Annotated in this window: 5 protein-coding genes; all 5 read left to right on the plus strand. The window is 74.7% G+C overall.

Annotated features, from left to right (window positions below):
• Positions 1-107 precede the first annotated feature (107 nt).
• The 5 genes from IF17_RS0112890 to IF17_RS0112910 all read left to right on the plus strand — a co-directional run bounded on the left by IF17_RS0112890 (position 108) and on the right by IF17_RS0112910 (position 19,599).
• Positions 108-12,266 (plus strand): hybrid non-ribosomal peptide synthetase/type I polyketide synthase, encoded by a 12,159-nt coding sequence (locus IF17_RS0112890; RefSeq protein WP_051884000.1) that lies wholly within the window; start codon positions 108-110, stop codon positions 12,264-12,266.
• A gap of 348 nt (positions 12,267-12,614) precedes the next feature.
• A complete protein-coding gene (locus tag IF17_RS0112895) occupies positions 12,615-12,791 on the plus strand; it encodes a thiazolylpeptide-type bacteriocin (protein WP_225994999.1) in 177 nt (58 codons plus the stop codon).
• 207 nt (positions 12,792-12,998) lie between these two features.
• Positions 12,999-15,770: a lantibiotic dehydratase gene (locus tag IF17_RS0112900; RefSeq protein ID WP_244890472.1), complete on the plus strand. Its 2,772-nt coding sequence runs from the start codon at positions 12,999-13,001 to the stop codon at positions 15,768-15,770.
• Entirely contained in the window at positions 15,767-17,686 is a 1,920-nt protein-coding gene (locus IF17_RS0112905; RefSeq protein ID WP_030565277.1) for a hypothetical protein, read from the plus strand. The genes IF17_RS0112900 and IF17_RS0112905 overlap by 4 nt, the downstream gene beginning before the upstream one ends.
• Positions 17,683-19,599 carry a TOMM precursor leader peptide-binding protein gene (locus IF17_RS0112910; RefSeq protein WP_030565279.1) on the plus strand — a complete coding sequence of 639 codons (1,917 nt, stop codon included), beginning with the start codon at positions 17,683-17,685 and terminating at the stop codon, positions 19,597-19,599. The genes IF17_RS0112905 and IF17_RS0112910 overlap by 4 nt, the downstream gene beginning before the upstream one ends.
• The last annotated feature ends 52 nt before the right edge of the window (positions 19,600-19,651 follow it).

Raw genomic sequence — 19,651 nt, forward strand, 5'->3', positions numbered from 1 at the left:
GGGCGTTTCTAAGATCATCACTGGGGGCCGGTGACCGGCCGGGAAATGATCAGTGCGTGCGTCGCCGCGCGTATGGGGAACGGACTGACGGACCGGTGGACAACGACATGACACTGCTGGATGTACTGCTGGGCGCGGTCCGTGAGGCTCCCGAGCAGGTCGTCGTCCATGTTCGCGGCGACGGCAGCGAGCTGACCGTCACGCTGCGCGAACTCCTCGACGATGCGCTGCATGTGGCCGGCGGCCTCCGGGAGGCCGGCGTCGTGCCGGGGACCTGTGTGCCGTTGCTCGCCGATCGCAGCGAGGACTTCCAGCCGATGTTCTGGGGCGCGCTGGCCGCCGGTCTCGTCCCCGTACCGCTGGCTCCCGACGCCCGGCGCGTCCTGCCGGTCTGGGAGCACCTGGGCCGACCGCCCGTTCTGGTGGACGCGGCGAACGGGGCGGTGGCCGGTGAACTGGCCGGTGACGTACGCGTTCTGAGGCTCGATGTGCTGCGGCAGGGGCCCCTGCCGCGGCAACCCGTCGTCGCCGGGCCGGACGACGTCGCCTTCGTGCAGTTCTCCTCGGGGAGCACCGGTGCGCCCAAGGGTGTGGAGGTCACCCATCGTGCGGTGCTGGCCAATCTGGAGCAGATACGGGAGGCCTCGGCGCTCGGTGCCGACGACGTCCTGGTCAGCTGGATGCCGTACTTCCATGACATGGGGCTCATCGGTACCCACCTCGCCCCGCTGGCCGCCCGCTCCAAGCAGGTGAAGATCGGTCCGCTGTCGTTCGCCAAGCGGCCCCGGATCTGGTTCGAGGTGGCGGACCGGCACCGGGCCACCGTGCTCTCCGCGGCCAACTTCGCCCTGGCGCTGGCCGTACGACGGGTTCCGGACGAGGTCGTCGCCCGGCTGGACCTGTCGGCCGTGCGGCTGATGCTGGTGGGGGCGGAGCCGATCGCACCTGCGGTGTGGCGGGAGTTCGCCCGTACGATGCGCCCGGCGGGGCTCGATCCGGCAGCGGCCCAGCCCGTCTACGGGCTGGCGGAGGCGACGCTGGCGGTGACCTTCCCGCCGCCGGGGGAAGTGGCCGAGCCGCTGGTCCTGGACCGGGAAGCGCTGAGCAGGGGCGTGGCGGTGGACCCGGTGGTGGGCTCCGTTGCAGGCGAGGGAGCCGTCGAGCTGATGGACGTCGGGCTTCCGGTGGCGGGATGCGCCGTACGGATCGTCGACGACGAGGGCGCGGAGCTCGGGGACCGGCGGGTCGGGCACATCCTGGTGAGCGGTCCTCAGCTGGCCCGCGGTTACCACGGGCTTCCCGGCGTCAGCGCCGAGGTGTTCGCGGACGGGTGGCTGCGTACCGGCGACCTGGGCTTTCTGCGGGACGGACGGCTGTGCGTCACGGGGCGGCACAAGGACGTGCTGTTCCTCAACGGCCGGACCTTCCACGCCCCGGACATGGAGGCGGTCGCGGCGGCGACCCCCGGGCTGCCGGCCGGTGCTCCGGCGGTGATCGGCTCGACCGATCCCGTGACCGGCGGGGAACGCGTCGTCGTCTTCGTCCCCTGGGCCCGGCCTCCGGGCGAGGCGGCGGAGGTGCTCGAACGGGTCGCCGCCCGGGTGCGCGGGGCGCTGCTCCACGACGACGTACGGGTGCTGGCGCTGCCTCCGGGGGCCTTTCCCCGTACGACGAGCGGGAAGCTGCAACGGCAGCGGCTGCGGGAGCGGTTCGAGGCGGGTGAGTGGGGGCCGGGGGAGGCTGCCGCGTCCCCTGTGCCTCCTGTGCCCCCTGTGCCCCCTGTGCCTCCCCGGCCGGCCGTACCGGCCGTGGCGCCCCGGTCGCGGGACGAGGCCGAACAGGCCGTACGGGAGGTGTGGGCGCGTGTGCTGGGCCGGGCCGTGGAGTCGATCGGGCTCCACGAGCCGTTCGGGAGCCTCGGGGGGACCTCGCTCAAGGCCATGGAGGTTCTCGTGGCGCTGGAGGACGCGTTCGGTCTGACGCTGCCGCCGGCGGTGATCCGGGACCACGGCACGGTCGCCGCACTCGCCGGTCGTCTTCTGGCCTCCTCCGTCTCCGTCCCGGTACGCCCGGCCTCCGGCCCGGAGAGTGAGCGGCTTTCAGGGGCGGCGGACGTGTCAGCGGCCGTCATCGGGATGGCGTGCCGGTTCCCCGGCGCCGACACTCCCGACGCCTTCTGGGACCTGCTCATCGACGGGCACGACGCCGTCACCCCCGTACCGGACGGGCGATGGGACGACCCCGGGGCCCGTACGGCAGCGGCCCGGAAGCGCTGGGGCGCTCTGCTCGACGACCCCGCCGCTTTCGACGCCGGCTACTTCGGTATCGGCGAGGACGAGGCCCGCGCCCTCGATCCGCAGGCGCGGCTCTTCCTCGAACTCGCCCATGAGGCCCTCGAACGCGCCGGGTACGCGGGGCCCCGTCGGCGGGGCCGCAGGGTCGGGGTCTTCGCGGCCGTCGGGGAGAGCGGCTACCGGGAGGTGCTGGACCGTGCCTCCGCCGACGGATCGCCTCTTCCCGCCACGCTCACCGGGAACCTGCCCAGCCTCATCGCCGCCCGCGTCTCCCAGTGCCTCGACCTCGACGGTCCCGCGCTCGCCGTGGACACGGCGTGCTCGTCGGGGCTGGTGGCGCTGCACCTGGCGCGGCGCAGCCTGCTGGACGGGGAGTGCGACCTCGCCGTGGTCGGCGGGGTCAACCTCCACCTGACGTCCACCGGTCACCGTCTGCTGGAGGAGGCACAGGCCCTCTCCCCCACCGGCCGCAGCCGCGCCTTCAGCGCCGACGCCGACGGCTTCGTGCCCGGCGAGGGCGGCGCGGCCATCGTCCTGACGCGCCTGGATGCCGCCCGTGCCACCGACGACTCCGTGCTCGCGGTGGTCCGGGGCACGGCCGTCAACAACGACGGCCGTTCGATGAGCCTCATGGTCCCCAATCCGCTGCGGCAGCGCGAGGTCATCAGCCGTGCGTACGAGGCGGCCGGTGTCGATCCCGCTTCGGTGACCTATGTGGAGGCCCACGGAACGGGCACGGCCGTGGGGGATCCGATCGAGCTGCGCTCGCTCGCCCACGCGTTTCCCGTACGGGCCGGCGGTGAGCCTCGGCTGCTCGGTTCGGTGAAGACGAACATCGGGCATCTGCTCAACGCGGCCGCCCTGCCGGCCCTGGTGAAGGTCGTGCTCGCGCTGAGCCACCGCAGGCTTCCCCCGTCGTTGCACCACGCGTCTCCTTCACCAGGCCTCGCGCCCGCCGGTTTCTCCGTGGTGACCGAGGGCCGGGAGTGGACCTCCGCCGGGCCGCTCGTGGCGGGCATCAACGCCTTCGGTTTCGGCGGCACCAACGCGCATGCCGTGCTGGAGGAGGCCCCGCGTCGCGTCCCGTACGAGGGCGCCTCGGCCGGGCCGCATCTGCTGACGCTGTCGGCCCGGAGCGCGGACGGGCTGCGGGAGGCGGCGGACCGGTTGGCCGCCCACCTCGACGAGCACCCGGAGCTGGACGAAGGGGACGTGTGCCTGACCGCCAGCACGTCCCGGGACGACGGTCCCCACCGGCTCGCCGTCGTCGCGGACGGTGATCTGCGGGCCCGGCTCGCGGCGTCCGTGCCGGGCGTGGAGAGCATCGCCCCCTCGCGGCCGCGGCTCGTCTTCCTGTTTCCCGGGCAGGGCGCGCAGTTCCCCGGGCGGGACCGGGCGCTGTACCGGACGGCGCGGGTGTTCCGGGACACGCTCGACGAGGCGTCCGCGCTCCTCGGGCCGGTGTGCGGGCGGCCGTTGACGGACTGGGGCCTGGATCAGGAGGCGGACCCCGAGGCGCTGGCCATGACGGAGGTGGCGCAACCACTGCTGGTCGCCTCCGGGGTCGCGCTCGCCCGGCAGTTGCGGGAGTGGGGCGTGGAGCCGGACGCGGTCGCCGGGCACAGTGTCGGGGAGATCGCCGCCGCCTGTGCCGGCGGGGTGCTGACCCTGCGGGACGCCGTACGGTTCGCCGCCGAACGCGGCCGTCTCATGGGCGCGTTCACCGAGCCCGGCGCCATGATCGCCGTACGGGGAAGTGAGGAGGCCGTCGCCGCGGTGGTGGCGGAGGCCCCCGGTGATCTCGCCGTGGCCGCGTACAACGGGCCGGGGCTTCAGGTGCTCTCCGGTTCCGTCCTCGGGGTGGAGAAGGCCGCCCGCGTCCTTGATGCCCAGGGCGTTCCCGTACGTCGTCTGCGAGTCTCCCGTGCCTTCCACTCGCCGCTCATGCGCCCGGTCGCCGAGCGGCTCGCCGACGCGGCGCGTGCGCTCACCCTCCATGAACCGTCCGTCCCTCTGATGAGCACGGTCACCGCCGAGTGGCAGCCGGTCCTGAGTCCCGAGTACCTGCGCGAACACGCCCTGCGGCCGGTGCTGTTCGGGGCCGCCGTGGAGCGCCTGGCCGGGGAGGGGTACGACACGTTCGTGGAGGTCGGGCACGGGGCGACCCTGTCCGGCGCGGCACGTGCGGCGGCAGCGGGCCGGGGAGAGGCCGTGATGGTGGTCCCCGCTCTCCCCGGCGGTGCCGAGGGCGGCACGTCGGCCGGTGACCGGCGGGCGCTCCTGGAGACCATCGGGCGGCTGTGGTCGCGTGGTGTGCCGCTGGACCGTAGCGCGCTCGACGCGGACCACCACCGGGTTCCGCTGCCCACCTACCCCTTCCGGCGCGACCGGTACTGGGCCGATCCGCCGGTGAGCCCGCTGCTGCACCGGGTGCTGTGGGAGGAAGCCGGTTTGCCCGACGCGTCGGCGTCGGCCGTGGGATCCGTCCTGTTGACCGGCCCTGACGCCGCGTCCGTCAGCCGGCTCGCCGAGCAGCTCGCCGCCGAGGGCATCCGGCTGCACACCGGGGAGGAGGAGCCGCCGGACGCCGTGGTGCTGGTGGCCGGGCCCGCGCCCGCCCAGGAAGACGCCGACGCACTCGGCCGGGCGCAGGAGAGCGCGCTGGCCGCCTTCGATGAGGCCCTCGCCCGGCTGGACGAGACCCGGGCGCGCCGGATGCTGGTGCTGACGGAGGACGTCCACACCACGGGGGCCGGGCCCGAGCGGCCGCGGCCGGCCCATGCGGTGCTGGCCGGGCCGCTGCTGGCTCTGCCGCAGGAGACGCCGGGCTGTTCGGCCACCGAGGTGGACCTTTGCTCGCTGGACACCCCTGCCCAGCGGCTTGCCGCCGTGCTCGCCGAACTCCGGGCGGTCAGCGCTCCGGGCGGGACCACCACGGTCGCCTGGCGCGCGGGCCGCAGGCTCACCCGGAGGATCGCGCCGCTGGCGGCGAAGGATGCGGCGGCGTCCCCGTTGCCGCCCGACGGCACCTTCCTCATCACCGGAGGCGGCGGCGGGATCGGGGGTGCGCTCGCCCGGGACCTGGCCGGAAGGGGCCGCCCTACACTCCTACTCGCCGGGCGCTCCCCCCAGCCGCCCGCAGACCTCGTCGAGGAGCTCCGAGCCCTGGGCGCCACCGTGCGCTACCGCGTGGCCGACGTCTCGGTGGAACGGGACGTCGACGCGCTCCTCGCCCAACTTCCCCGTCTGGACGGGCTCTTCCATGCTGCGGGTGTGGTCCGCCCCGGCACATTGCGGAACAGGAGCGTGCGGGAGACCGCCGACGCCCTGGCCGCCAAGACGCGGGGCACGTGGCTGCTCTCGCAGGGCTTGCGACGGCACGGGCTCGCCCCGGCGGTCTGTGTCGTGTTCTCCTCGGTCTCCGCCCTGCTGCCCGGTCTGGCAGGCGCGTTGGGCGACTACGCGGGTGCCAACGCCTTCCTGGACGCGTTCGCCGCGTCGGAGCGGCGGGCGGGCCGGCCCTGGCAGTCCGTGAACCTCGCCGCGCTCGCCGAAACGGGCATGGCGGCGGGCCTCGGCGCAGAAACGGGGCCTGGTTCCGCCGCCGTACAGCGCGTCGGCAGTCGGCCGGTGGCCACCGCTCCCGCGCTGGCGGCGCTCCGTACGGCATGGGGTGTCGACGCGGCGCAGTTGGTGCTGGCGGATCTGGCACCGGCCGAGCCCCGCATCGATGTCCCGGGGACCGTGGCCGGGGCCGTGGCGTCGCTGCCCGTGCCGGGGGCGGAGTCCGAGGCTGTGTCGGATGCGCAGCCTGCCTCCCTGCATGGAGCCGCAGAGGCCGTTACGCGTACGGGCTCGGGTACCGCCGCGCTGTTGCGCCGGCTCCTGGCGGCGGCGTTGCGGCTGTCTCCCGCCGAGATCCCCGACGACGCGCCGTTCCTCTCCCTCGGCCTGGACTCGCTCGCCGCCGTCGACCTCGTACGGCAGTTGGAGCGGGAGCTGGGCACCTCCCTGCCCGCCACGCTCTTCTTCGAGTACCGGACCGTCCGCGAACTGGCCGCGCATCTGGATGCCCCGGCCGGCCCGCCCCCGGTGTCCCCGGCGGCCCCCTCCCCCGTCGCGGACGGGGTGCCGTTCCCGCTCACCCCCGTCCAGCTGGCCCTGCACACCAGCGGGCGGCTCCACCCGGACATCCCGGCCCACGGATACGTACGCCAGACCGTCCGGGGCCCCCTGGACAGCGAGCTCCTCGGCCGCGCGCTCACCGCGCTCGCCGAGCGGCACACCATGCTGCGGGTCCGCGTCGAGGACCGCACGGACGGGAACGGCACGACCGCACCCCGGCAGTACATCGCGCCGCCCACCGCCCTGTCCGCCTGGTACGAGGTGCGGGAGGACGCCGGGCGTATCGAGGATGTCGAAAGCGCCCTGCGCAACCGGCCGTTCGACCTTTCCGCCGAGCCTCCTATCCGGGCGGTCCTTATCCGGGAGAGCCCGGACCTGGCTCATCTGACGCTGGTCATCCACCATGTGGGGGGCGACGGCTACAGCCTCAATGTCCTCGCCGAGGATCTCTGGTCGCTGTACACCGCCCTCGCCCAGGAGCCCGCAGCCGCGCCGTCGCTGCCCGCTCTCGGCACCGACTTCGCGCGGTACTCCGCCGCTGCCGCCGAGGAGCGCTCCTCGGCGGCCGGTGCCCAGGCTCTCGCCGCCGACCTGCGCCACTGGTCGGAGCGACTGGCCGGCCGGGGCGAGGCGCTGCGGCTGCCGTACGACGGTGATCCCGACGCCCTCCCGACCGCTCCCCTGGCGACCCACGGAAGCGCCCTCGACGCGCCGCTGACCGCCGCGCTGGAGAAGCGGGCCGCCGAGCACGGCGTGAGCCTGTTCCATCTGCTGCTCGCCGCCCATGTGCGGTGCCTGGGCCGGTGGAGCGGACAGCGCGAGGTCGCGGTGAACGTGGCCCGCGCCCGGCGCGACGCCCGGCTGCCGGGTCTGGACCGGCTCGTGGGGCCGCTGGCCGACACCCTGCCGCTGCTCTGGGAGAGCGACCCGGACGAGTCGGTGTGGGAGCTGGCCGAGCGGCTCGGGCGGGTCTGGCCGGCGAGTGAGCGGCATGCGGCGCCCACCAGCCTCGACCTGGCCCGGCTGCTGCCGGGCAGGCCGACGGGGGCCGGGCCTCGGACGGTGAGCCCGGCCGGGTTCAGCTTCGCCCGCTTCCCTGCCGCTCTCGACGCGCGGTGCCCGGTGACCGTGCGGCCGACCGCCGCCGGGACCGGCACCCCGGCGACCCGTCTCAGCCTGCTGTGCTGGCAGGACGGCGAGGTCCTGCGCTTCTCGTGGAACTTCCCCGTCCGGCTCTTCGCACCGGAGACGGTGGCGCGTCTGGACCGCGACTTCCACGGTGAGCTGGCCGCCCTGGCCGACGCCGAGGCCGCACATCCGGCACCGGAATCCCGGTTTGCCACGATCGTGGAGCGGCTGCTCGCCCGGTTCCGGGCCACCCCGGACGCGGTCGCCATCGACACGGGCGCCGAGACCCTGACGTACGGGGAACTCGACCGTGCCTCCCACGCCCTCGCGGCCCGCCTCCTGGCCCACGGTGTCACGCCGGGAAGCCTGGTCGGGCTCCTGACCGAACCCGGCGCCGACGCGGTCGTCTCGGTCGTCGCCGTCCTGCGCGCCGGTGCGGGCTGGGTGCCGCTGGACTCCGGCCACCCGACCCCGCGCCTCGCGGACCAGCTCGCCCGCTCGGGTGCCCGTACGGTGCTCTGCCACGCCGCCACCCGTGCGGCGGGCGAAGCGCTCGGTGACGTCACTCTGGTCTCCAGCGACATGGACGAACCCGCCTCGCAGGGGTCTGCCCCAGAGCCGGTCGGACCCGTCGACGGGGACTCGATCGCCTACGTGATCTTCACCTCCGGCTCCACCGGGCGGCCCAAGGCCGTGCCCATCACCTACCGTTCGATGGAGAACTACCTCGCCTGGGCCATCGGTACCTTCGGGTACGACGAGCACGACCGTCTCGCCCAGACGGCGTCGCTCTGCTTCGACGCCTCCGTCCGCCAGCTCCTCGCCCCGCTGCTCGTCGGTGCGACCGTGGTGACGGTGGAACGGGACCTCCTGCGCGACCCCGACCTCCTGCTGACCCACGTCGAACGCACCCGGATCACCGTGTGGAGCTCCGTACCCACCCTCTGGGAACAGCTCCTCACCGCCTCCGAGGAGCGGGTACGGCGCGGCGCGCCACGGCCGGATCTGTCCTCCCTCCGGTGGATCCACGTCGGCGGCGAGGCCCTGTCGCCCGCTCACGTACGCCGCTGGTTCGACCTGTTCGGCAGCGGACAGCGCATCGCCAACCTGTACGGGCCGACCGAAGCAACCATCAACACGACCTGCCACATCATCGGCGCCCGCCCCGGCGACGACGTACGCCAACTGCCCATCGGCACTCCCGTGGCCGGGACGGAGGTGGAGATCGTCGGGCCCGACGGGGAGCTTCGGCAGCCCGGCGAGGCCGGTGAGCTCCTCATCGCGGGGGTCGGCCTGACGGCCGGATATCTCGGTGAACCGGCCCTGACCGAGGCCGCGTTCACGAATCGGCGGGGGCGGCGCTGGTACCGCAGCGGCGACCGGGCACGGGTCGCCGAGGACGGCACCCTGGAGTTCCTCGGGCGGCTGGACGACCAGGTGAAGGTCCGGGGCAACCGGGTCGAGCCCGGCGAGATCGAGGCCGTGCTGCAGGCCCGTCCGGACATCGCCCAGGCCGTCGTCCTCCTCCAGGACGGCCGCCTGGTGGCGTTCGTGACCCCGAGGGCGGGGGTGCCCGCCGCGGATGCGGTGGCACTTCGGCTCCATCTCGCCGGGACGCTGCCGCCGTACATGGTTCCGTCCCGCATCACCTGGGTCGCCAGGATGCCGCTCACCGGCACGGGCAAGATCGACCGGCGTCGGCTGCCGGCCCTCCCGGCGGATGCGCGGACGGAGGGACGCCAGGAGCCGGTGGAGCCGGCGGATGTCTCCCGTACGGCGCCGCTCACGCCGACCGAGGTCCGGCTGGCCCGCATCTGGTCCGTGCTGCTCCGGACCGACGACGTGTGCCGTGAGGACGACTTCTTCGCGCTGGGCGGCGACTCCCTGCTCGTCCTGGAGGTGTTCGCCCGGCTGGAGAAGGAGGGCGGGCCGCTCCCCCGGCCGACCGTGATCTACCGTCACCGCACCCTGGCCGCCCTCGCCGATGCCGTGGACGCGGCCGCGGCGGACCCTGTCGACCAGCCTGTCACCGCCGTGGACCCGTCGTTCCGGGACGCAGGTGTCGCCGGGGCGGAGACCGGCGGGGCGGGGCCCCTGCCCTTCCCGCTCACGCCCACCCAGCGGGGCTTCCTGCTGGCCGAGGCCATCGCGCCGGGTGAGGCATCGTCCTGGCTGACGCGGCTCCGCCTGCACGGCCCGCTCGACACCGCCCGGTTCCAGCAGGCGGTGGACGCCCTCGTCGTACGGCATCCCATGCTGCGCACCGTCTTTCCCGCCGGGGCACGCCCGGCCGTCCAGCAGGAGCTACCGCCGTCGCTGCGCCTGCCGGTCGACTTCGAGACCGTCACCGGACCGCACGGCATCGAGGAGGCGACCGCGGCCGAACGGACGCGCCGCTTCGAACCCTGGGCCTGGCCCCTGCTGCGCCTGCGGGTGCTCACCCTCGCCCCCGAGGACCACGTGCTGCTGGTGCACGCGCACCACATCATCGGCGACGGCTACAGCGCGGCGCTCCTGATCCGGGAGCTGACGACCGTGTACGACGCGCTGTCCCGTGGCGAGGAACCGGGCCTGGACCCGCTGCGCAGTACGTTCCGCGACCACGCCGCCCGTCTCTCCGTACGGGCGGACGCGATCACCACCACGGGTGCCGGTGCCGGTGCGGATGCCGACGCTGTCGCGCCGGCGGCAGCGACGCGGGACGGGAGCAGGTGGACGCTGCTGAGTGCGCCCTACCGGCCGCCGGTACTGAGCGCCGGGACCGACGGGAGCGGCGGTGAGGCGGGCCGTCACGTGCTTTTCCTGACCGACGGGTTCACTCTCGGGGCGGACCAGGTGGAGCAGCTGCGCGGTCTCGCCTCCCGCACCGGCGCCACCCTCTACGCCCCCGTGCTGACCGCCTACTACCGGGCGCTCATGGCCACGACCGGCCGGGAGGATCTGGTGCTCGGTCTCGCCGTCAGCGGCAGGGACCTCGCCCTGCCGGACGCGCACCGGGTGTTCGGCCCCTATGCCACGGCCGTACCCCTGCGGCCGGCCGGTCCGGATTCCGGGCGGCCTCCGGGCGCGGACTTCGAGGACGATCTGCGGCGGATCGTCGCCGAGGCGACGGCGGCGCAGATCCACGAGGGTCCCGTACCGTCACTGCCCGACGGGCTGCCCCTGGCCTCACAGTTCTTCTTCACCTACCTGGACTTCTCCGGTCTCGGGCCGGAGAGCGGGCGGACCCTCACGGTCGGCCGTCAGGACAGCGTCGGCGAGTACACCCCGCCTCCGCTCGGTACGGATGTGTTCCTGGCGGCCGGCCTGGATTCCGGGCAGTTGCGGCTCACCGTTCGCGCGTCGGCGGCGGCGTTCACGCCGCGGGCGCTGGCCGCGTTCGCGGAGGCGATACGGGACGCGCTGACGCACGCGGGGGCCGATCCGGTGCGGGCGCCTGGACCGATGCCAGTAACAGTGCCGGTGCGGGTGCCCGGCCCAGTGCCGGTGCGCGCGCCGGTGCCGAAGCAACGGAGCGCCGGGAGCCGGACCGTGGCGAGCCCGAGCCCGGACCTGAGCCTGGACGGCCCCGGCCAGGAGCCACGCATGGATGCGGCGCTCATCGGCTACCTGCCGTCCCCGTCCCACCTCGCCCGGCTGGCCCGCCTGCCGGAGGCGGCGCTGCGCCGCGAGGAGCTGCGGGCCCTGCTCTTCCCGGACGGGCGCCCACGGCTCCTCGAAACCCTGAGCACCCCGCTGGGGCGTTCGGGCTTCGTGTGCGCCCCCCTGTTCGCGGACGAACTGGCGCCAGGATCCGCTCTCCTCGGGCACACCGCACACGCCGTGGAACTCGCCTCGTCCTTCGGCGCACGGTCCGTCTCACTCGCCGGCATGATCCCTTCGCTCACCGGCTACGGCTTCGATGTCCTGCGCGCCATCGGGGGCAGCGCATCCACCACGGCCGTGACCACCGGCCATGCGGCGACCGTCGTCTCCGTCGTCAAGACCGTCCACGCCGCGCTCGGCGCCACCGGGGAGGAATTGGGTTCCCTCACCGTCGCGTTCGTGGGACTGGGCTCCATCGGTTCCTCCGCCCTGGAGCTGCTGCTCGGCCAGGCGACGACCCCGCCCGCGCGGCTCCTGCTGTGCGACGTACCGGGCAGCGGGCCCCGCCTGAAGGAACTGGCCGAACGCCTCCGTGCACGCGGACTCGCCGACGCCGTCGCCGTACTCACATCGGACGAGGGGCTGCCCGACGCGGTGTACGGGGCACGCCTGATCGTCGCGGCGGTCAGCGGCGGCGGCACGCTCCTGGACGTCGACCGTCTCGAACCGGGTACGACGGTGGTCGACGACTCGTTCCCGCACTGCTTCGACACCGGGCGCGCCCTCGACCGGATGGACCGGGCGAGGGACGTCCTGGTCGTGGGCGGCGGGCTGCTGAGCATCGGGACCGTCGAACGGCGGGTGGCCGACGGCCTGCCGGCCGCCGCGGTGGCCGGATACCTCGCCCAGCCCTCGATCCCGGGCACCATCGCCTCCTGCCGGCTGGAGTCCCTGCTCCACGCCTCAGGAGCCGACGTGCCCCTCGTTCGCGGCACGGTCGACGCGGCCACCGGCCTGGCCTACTGGGCTGCGGCGGAAGCGGGCGGGATCGACGCGGCGCCGCTCCATCTGCTCACCCGCACCGTCGACGCGGAGGTGGCCCGCCGGATCCGGCAAAGGGCATTCCCGGAATAAACGTAAGAAGTGTCTCCCTGCGCCCCTCCGGACGGCAGAAAGATCCGGACGGAGGGGCTCCGTAAGGTCACATTTGCCTTCCGGTATCGCTCGCTCCAGGGAAATCCCGGCAGAGCCACCGGTCCGCATCCCGGCTGCTTCCCGGCAGCAAACGTGTGGCACCACGTCCCTGCGGTCTACGCATGCTCATCCGCCGGTAATCGCGCTTTTGAGACATTTCTCTGCCGTCCCGTTGGCTGAATACGGTGCTGCTCCGGGCTCCGCGCTCCGACCTACGCTGCCGAACCGGTGCACATCAGCACCGCTTCTGCTCTCACAACTCCCGGAGCACCTATGTCACTTCCCGAGATGGCCACCTCATTCGATCTCGACGCGCTGGACCTCGGTGAGATCACCGTCACCGCGATGCGCGACACGGCGGGAATCGGCGAGTCCACGTACTCGCTGTCGTCCTCCTCCTCGACCTCGTGTCAGGGCTGCAGCGGTTGCAGCGTGCAGCCGCCGCTCCAGCTCGACACCGCGTGACACAGGAACTGTGAGGGCTTCCGCGGCACCGCCCGGCCCCGTTCCGCGGCACGGTGCCGCGGAGGCCCGCTCGCGTGCGAACCAACGCATCCGAATCACCCGCGTACGCACCCGGCGCGTCCGCACCGCCCGCCGGGCGGCCCTGTCCACCGCCCAGCCGACTGGAACGATGTGAAACCGCCCGTACCGGAACTCCAGATGCCCGCGATGCCCGTGGCCCCAGCGCATGACGGAGCGCATGACGGGCACCCGGTCCCGCTCCCCCGGGTCGCCCCCGGCGCAATCGTCCGTACAACCCTGCTGAGCCTGCCCGCCGAGCCCGCCCCCGCCGCCGCCTTCCGGGCGGCGCTGGCCGAACTGGTGGTGCTGGAGGGCCGGCTCACGGCCCTGGCCCCCGCGCTCGGCGATGCGCTGTACGCGAGCCGGGCGGGCCATACGGAGGACTTCCACCGCGAGGTGGTACTCCCGCTCCGGCGTGCGGTGCACAACGGGCGCGAACCGCGCCCCGCCCTTCTCCGCCGTCTGGACGGCCTGGCCGGGCGGGTGCCCGAACTGCGCGCCTGGCTCGACGCACGCGGGCGCAGGGAGGACGTGCTCGCGGCCCTCCGGTCCGGTACGGACCCCGCCCTCGCGGCCGGCCGGTCGGTGCTCGCCGGGTTGTGCAGGGAGCCCTCGTTCCTCCGCGCCGCGTCGTTCACCAGCGCCGACCTGCTGCGGGCGGTGCTGCGGGCCGGGCACGGGCCGACGGACCGCCGGGCGCGGAAGGAGGAGGCGGGGGTGGCGCGGCACGCGGTGCGGGCGGTTGCCCGCACGACCCCGCTGTCCGCGTTCACGGCGGTCGGCTGGGGGGTGCTGCCGACCCCGTCGGCCGTGGACCGGGGGGACGTCTCCTGGAACGGGGCGGATCTGCCGGTCGGTTCGTCCCGCGCCGTGGTCCGCGCCAACCGGACGCTGGTGGACACCCTGTTCGCGGCGCTGGCGGCGGACCCGCGCCGCCGCCCGACCCTGCCGCACCGCATGTGCAGCAGCCTGCGTGACTCCGGCGGGCGGGCCGCCTTCGCCCGCTCCCGTACGGCCTTCACCGCCGCGCGCTTCCTCGCGGTGGAGGACGACGAGGTCACCCTCGGTGCGGCGGAACCGCTGCGGCGGCTCGCCGCGCTGTGCGACCCCCCGGCGACGCTAGAGGCGCTGGCCGGGATGCTCGCGAGGGGAGGCTCCGCCGAACCGGACCCGGACCAGGTCGCCGCAGCACCGGACCAGGTAGCCGCCGCGACCGCCTTCCTCCGCCAGGTCTGCGACGCGGGGCTGCTCGTCCCGGTGGAGCCCTACGCCCCCCAGGACCCCGACCCCCTCCCCCGGCTGGCCGGCTGGTTACGGAGCACCGGCGCACCGCACGACCGCGAACTGGCCCTCCGTATCGACGAACTCTCCGCCGCGACCGGCGAGTTCGGTGCGGCGGAACCCGGCCGCCGCGCCGCCCTGCTCGCCGCCCTCAGGGACCGCTGGGTGACGCTCCTCGCCGACCTGGGCCACCCGGTTGCCCCCGACCCCGCCCGCCTCACCGTCCTCAGCGAGGACGTCGTCATGCGGCAGCCGATCCGGCTGGACGGCTTCCTCGGCGCCGCCGACCACCGGGCACTGGGTGAACTGGCCTCCCTGTCCGAGGTGTTCGACCTCGGCCCGGCGGTACGCCGGCAGGTGCGGGACAGTTTCGTCGCCCGGTACGGGCCCGGCGGGGTCTGCCCGCACGTGTGGGACTTCGGCGCCGACGCCGACGAGGCCTGGCAGCGGGCCTCACGGGCCGCCGACGGGGGCGCTCCCGGCACGGACGGCGACGGGTCCGCCGCCGCCGACGCCATCCGCCGACTCGCCGCCCTCCGGGCCGAGCTGACGGAGGCCGTGCACCGGGCACACGCCGACAGCGGCGGCGGGCCCGACGACGACGTCGTCCTGCCGGCCGGCCTGGTGGCCGGGCTCGGCTCACGGATGCCGTCGTGGGCGACCCGGCGCCCGGTCTCGTACACCGGGTTCGTCCAGCGGGCGGGCGGCGGGGTGCTGTGCGTGAACCATGTGTACGGGGGGTGGGGGCGGTTCAGCAGCAGGTTCCTGGATTCCCTGGGCCCCGGGGCCGCCCGAATGGCGGCCACCGCCGTGTCCGGCACGCTCGGCCCCGGCGCCACGGTGGCCCAGGTGCGCCCGGTCAGCGGCTTCAACGCCAACCTGCATCCCCGGTTCGTACCGGAGGAGATCGGGCCGGACCGCTCGTACGCCTCCCTCGGCATGGACGATGTCGAACTCGTCCATGACCTGCACGGTGACGAGGTACGCGTCCGGGTCAAGGCCACCGGCGCGTGGGCCGATGTGCTCTACGCGGGGGTGTTCGCGCCGCTCCTGCTGCAGCCGAGGCTCGCCCCTCTGCTGATGGACCATCCGCACGGCATCACCGATTTCGGCGCCCTGGTCCCCCGTCACCTCACCGCCGTACCGGGCGGAGACCTCGTACGCACCCCACGCCTGCGCCACCGCCACCTCGTGCTGCGCCGCCGCCGGTGGGAGCTGGCGGGGCCCACGGTGGCGGTGCTGCTCGCGGAGCTCGCGGCGGAGGGTGAGGTGCCGGTGGGAACGGTGGCGCGGTGGCGGGCTCTGCTCGGCGTCCCCGATCAGCTCTATCTGCATGCCGCCCCTCCGGCCCGGGGCGGGCGGGTGGACGAGGACCTCCTGAGCGCGCTCGACCGCCCCCGGCCGCAGTACGTCGATCTCGGGGACGCGCTGCATCTGCGCTGCCTGGGCAAGTGGCTGGCCCGCCACCCCGGCGGGGCGGTCCTGGAGGAGGCGCTGCCCGCACCGGCCCGGGGCGAGGCGCACGCGGCGGTGGAGCTGGTGGTGGAGACCTACCGGGCCGGGCTCGGCATGGGCGATGTCGGTGATGCCGGTGCCCGTGCGGCTGCCGGGTGGGCGAACCGAAGGGACGACCGATGACCGTCGATCAGGCGGGGCCGGACACGGCCACCTCCCCGGAGGGCGAGCGGGCCACGCCGGACGCGCTGGATTCCCTGGGGCGGTGGACGTTACGGCCGGGGGTCTCGGTGACCGTCCTCCCCCACGGCGTACATCTGCGGGGCTGGATCACCAGCGTCACGCTGGAGGGCGGCGCCGGGCTGCCGGTGCTGTGGGGCCGTCTGGCCGAGGCGCTCGCGGGCGACGGGGGCGCGGAGCCGGCGCGGGCAGCCGTGGCGGGTTCGCCGCTGCGGGCCGCCCTGGTCACGGTGGTCGGCCAGTTGCACGACCACGATCTCCTGGTCGAGCGCCCGGCCGGGGAGAACGGCGATGCGGCCGGGCCGTGGCTCGGGGCAGTCGCCGACCGGCCCGCGGAAGCTGCGGCCGCCCTCATCCGCAGCCGGGTGCGGGTCCTTGCCGCGCGTCCGGACGGTCCGCTCGCCCGCGCCGCCGCACGGGCGCTGGACCGAGCCGGAGTCCGGGCGGCGACCGCAGAAGCGGCTGACCTGCCGGACGGGCAAGTCCTGCTCGTCGCCGCCGGGCCGGGCGAGCCGCCGCTCGCGGCGGAACAGGACGCGGAAGACCGGGCGGTGGTCGTCGGCCTGCGCCCGGGCGTCGGGTTCGTCACCCCCGTGGGCAGCGCGCGGCAGGCACGGGCCGATGCCGACGGGCTGGCGGACAGGTTGCGCCCACGGGAGGCCCCCGGCGGGGCCGAGCCTCCCGGTCTGCCCGCGCTCCTGGCCTCCTCGGCGGCGCAGCGGCTGATCTGCGCGGTGGCCGGGCTCCGCGACCCGTCGGCCGAGGCGGGCGATGCCCGGCTGATCCCCGGGCTGCCGACGGCACTGGTCGCGGAGCGGGCGCCGTTGCGGGGCGAGTACCGCACCTGGGTGGGCCCCGTGCTCGTGGACGCCGACCGGGTCCGCCCGCGTGCTGACGTACGTACGCTGACCGAGGCCCTGGCCCGTATTCCGGTGCTCACCGACCGCCTGGCCGGTGTCCTGGACGAGCCGGACCCCGGGGCGCTCCCCCAGCTCCCGGCGGCGTTGGTCCGCTCCTCGGTGGCGGGCGAGGTCCTGGTGTCCGGTTCCGCCCGGGCGGACCTGGCCCGGCTGGAGGCGGTCTGCCGGGCGGCCGAACTCCTTCTGGGGAAGGGCGAATCGGGCCTGGAGGGGGATGCGGGCCCGGTGGTCGGAGCGGGCGCCGTGCACGCGCGCGGGCGCGCGCTGCGGCGGGCGGGGGCGGGGGCGGCCGTACGGCAGCAGGGCGCACGCGCGGGCGACACCGCAGGTCCGTTCGGTGGGGCCGCGCCCGTGCCCTGGAGCCCGGAGCCCGGACGCCATCCGCAGGCGCTGCACTGGTGGTCCGTCCTGGTCCGGCGGCTCGGGGTCGACGCGGATGTCGCGGTGTCACGTCTCGATACGGTCGGCGGCGGGGCCGTATTCCACGCAGAGGTCCAGGTCCAGGTCCAGACCCAGGGACGTGCGGCAACGGGCGGCGTGCTCGGCACGGCCGTCGAGGCGTCGGCGGACGAGGCCGTCGCCTTCGCCGCGCTCTCCGCCGTGGTCAGGGTCCAGGCGGCCGCCGACGCTCCGCACGCCCGGCATCTGGTGACACCCGGCGGTGCGGTCGCCTCGCTCGCCCGGCCGGAGGCGACGGCCCCCTGGGAGGACGCGGGGTGGACGACGACCTGGCTGGCGGATTCGGCCGCCCGGGAACCGGAACTCCAGGAGGCCCTGGCCGCACTGACCGGGTGGTCCCCGCAGCCGTGGGAGCCGCCGACCGACGCGCACGCCGACGTACGCGCGCTGTGGTCGGCGCTGCGTCAGTGCGGCTTCTCCGTGCTCTCCGCCCGGCCCGGTCACCGTACGCACCCCACCCTCACGGAAGGATCCCGGTGACCGCCGCAGACCCGCTCCGGCACGCCCTGGCCCAGGAGTTACCCGCCACCACCGTGCTCGACGCGGCGGGCGCCCTGCGTCTCACCGAAGGCAGCGCCGTCGTCGTCCTGGATGCCTGGACCCTGGGGACGGCGGAGGAGCTGTCCCGGCACGCGCTGGCCCATCCGGTGACGCTCGTCCCCGTCCGGGGCGACGGGGCGCTGACGGTGGTGGGGCCGGTCCTGCGGCCCGGCGCACGGGGGTGTCTGGCGTGCGGCGAGTACCGGCGGCTGGCCACGATCGGCGGCCGGGTGCCGTGGCACAGCCCAGGACTGCGGCTGGAGGGCCGCCCCTCCCCCGCGTTCACCGACGCGGTCGGTGTTCTGGCCGCCTCGCTTCTGGACAGTGACGGGGCGGTCGTCCATGTCGTCCACAACGGCCGGGGCACCTGGTCGACGCACCGCTTCGAGCCCATAGGCGGGTGCGCGGTCTGCCTGCCGCTGCCGCCCGACGGTGCCGAGGTCGCCGAGGCGGCCTTCGGCCCGGTCGCCCGCCGCGCCCCGAGGCCGGCCGCCGACCCGGTGTCGCTGCGGGAGCCCAACTCCCGTACGGACGTGGCGGGTCTGCGGGAGGTGCTGTTCGACGAGCGGTTCGGGCCGGTCCACCAAATCCTGCGCACCGAGGAGTCCGTACACAGCCTGACCAGCGCGTATGTGACGTACGGCCGTCATATGCGAGATGGCGGCTACGGGCGGAGCAGCGACTTCGCGAGCAGCGAGCGCATCGCCCTGTTCGAGGGGGCGGAACGCCTGGCGTCGATGAGCCCCACCGGTCACCGGACCGTCCTGCGCGCCCCGTACGCCGAACTCGGCCCCGAACGGGCGGTGGACCCGGTGAGGCTGGGACTGCCCGACCCCGCCCATCACGGCCACCCCGCCTCGGCGACCGTGCCGTACACGCCGGACCTGGAACTGGACTGGGTGCACGGCTGGTCCCTGACCCGTGACCGGACGACGGCGGTGCCCGAGCACGTCGCCTACTGGGACGCGAGCCCGGGCCGGCCCCGGGTGGTGTACGAGTGCTCCAACGGGTGCGGGCTGGGCAACAGCCCGGTGGAGGCGGCGTTGTACGGGCTGTTCGAGGTCGCCGAGCGGGACGCGTTCCTGATGGCGTGGTACGCGCGCACCCCGCTGCGCCGGATTACCGTGCCGGCCGAGGACGCGGAGGTGGCGCACCTCGTGGACCGGGCGGCGCTCACCGGCTACCGGGTGGCGCTGTTCGACGCGACGAACGACTTCCGGATCCCTGCCGTCATCGCGGTCGCCCTGCACCGGGGCGAACCGGCGACGACGCCGGGTGCGTTCGTCGCCGCCGGGAGCCATCACCATCCGCTCGCCGCGATCCGCTCCGCGCTCGCCGAGGTGGTGACCAATGTGGTCAACGCCGTCCACCGGCACCGGGCCGAACCGGAGACGTTCGGCCGGCGGCGGCTGCTCCCGATGCTGGAGCGGCCCGAGCTGGTCACGACGCTTGACGACCACGTGGCCGTCAACACCCTTCCCGAGGCCCGCCCCCGGCTGGACTTCCTCGACCCGGACGGCCCCGAGACGGACTGGCGGGACATCTGGCCCGCCGCGTCCGCGCCGCGTCCCGTACCGGATGTCACCGCCCTGCTGGAGCAGACCGTGACCCGGCTGGCCGGTCTCGGCCTGGAGGTCGTCGCCGTACCGCTGAGCGAGTCCGTCGTACGCGACCGGCTCGGGCTGCACACGGCGAAGATCGTGGTCCCGGGCTCGCTGCCGATGACGTTCGGTCATGTCAACCGGCGCACGCTCGGGCTCGACCGGCTGCTGGACGTGCCGTTCCGGCTGGGGCAGGTACCGCGCAGGGTCCTCCACGACGAACTCGCCCTGCATCCGCACCCCTTCCCGTGAGGAACTCCGCCTTCCCGCTGCCCGACCGACCGAACACCGGAACAGGAAGCCA

It is taken from the genome of Streptomyces cyaneofuscatus (genome assembly GCF_000718135.1).
Lineage (GTDB): Bacteria > Actinomycetota > Actinomycetes > Streptomycetales > Streptomycetaceae > Streptomyces > Streptomyces cyaneofuscatus.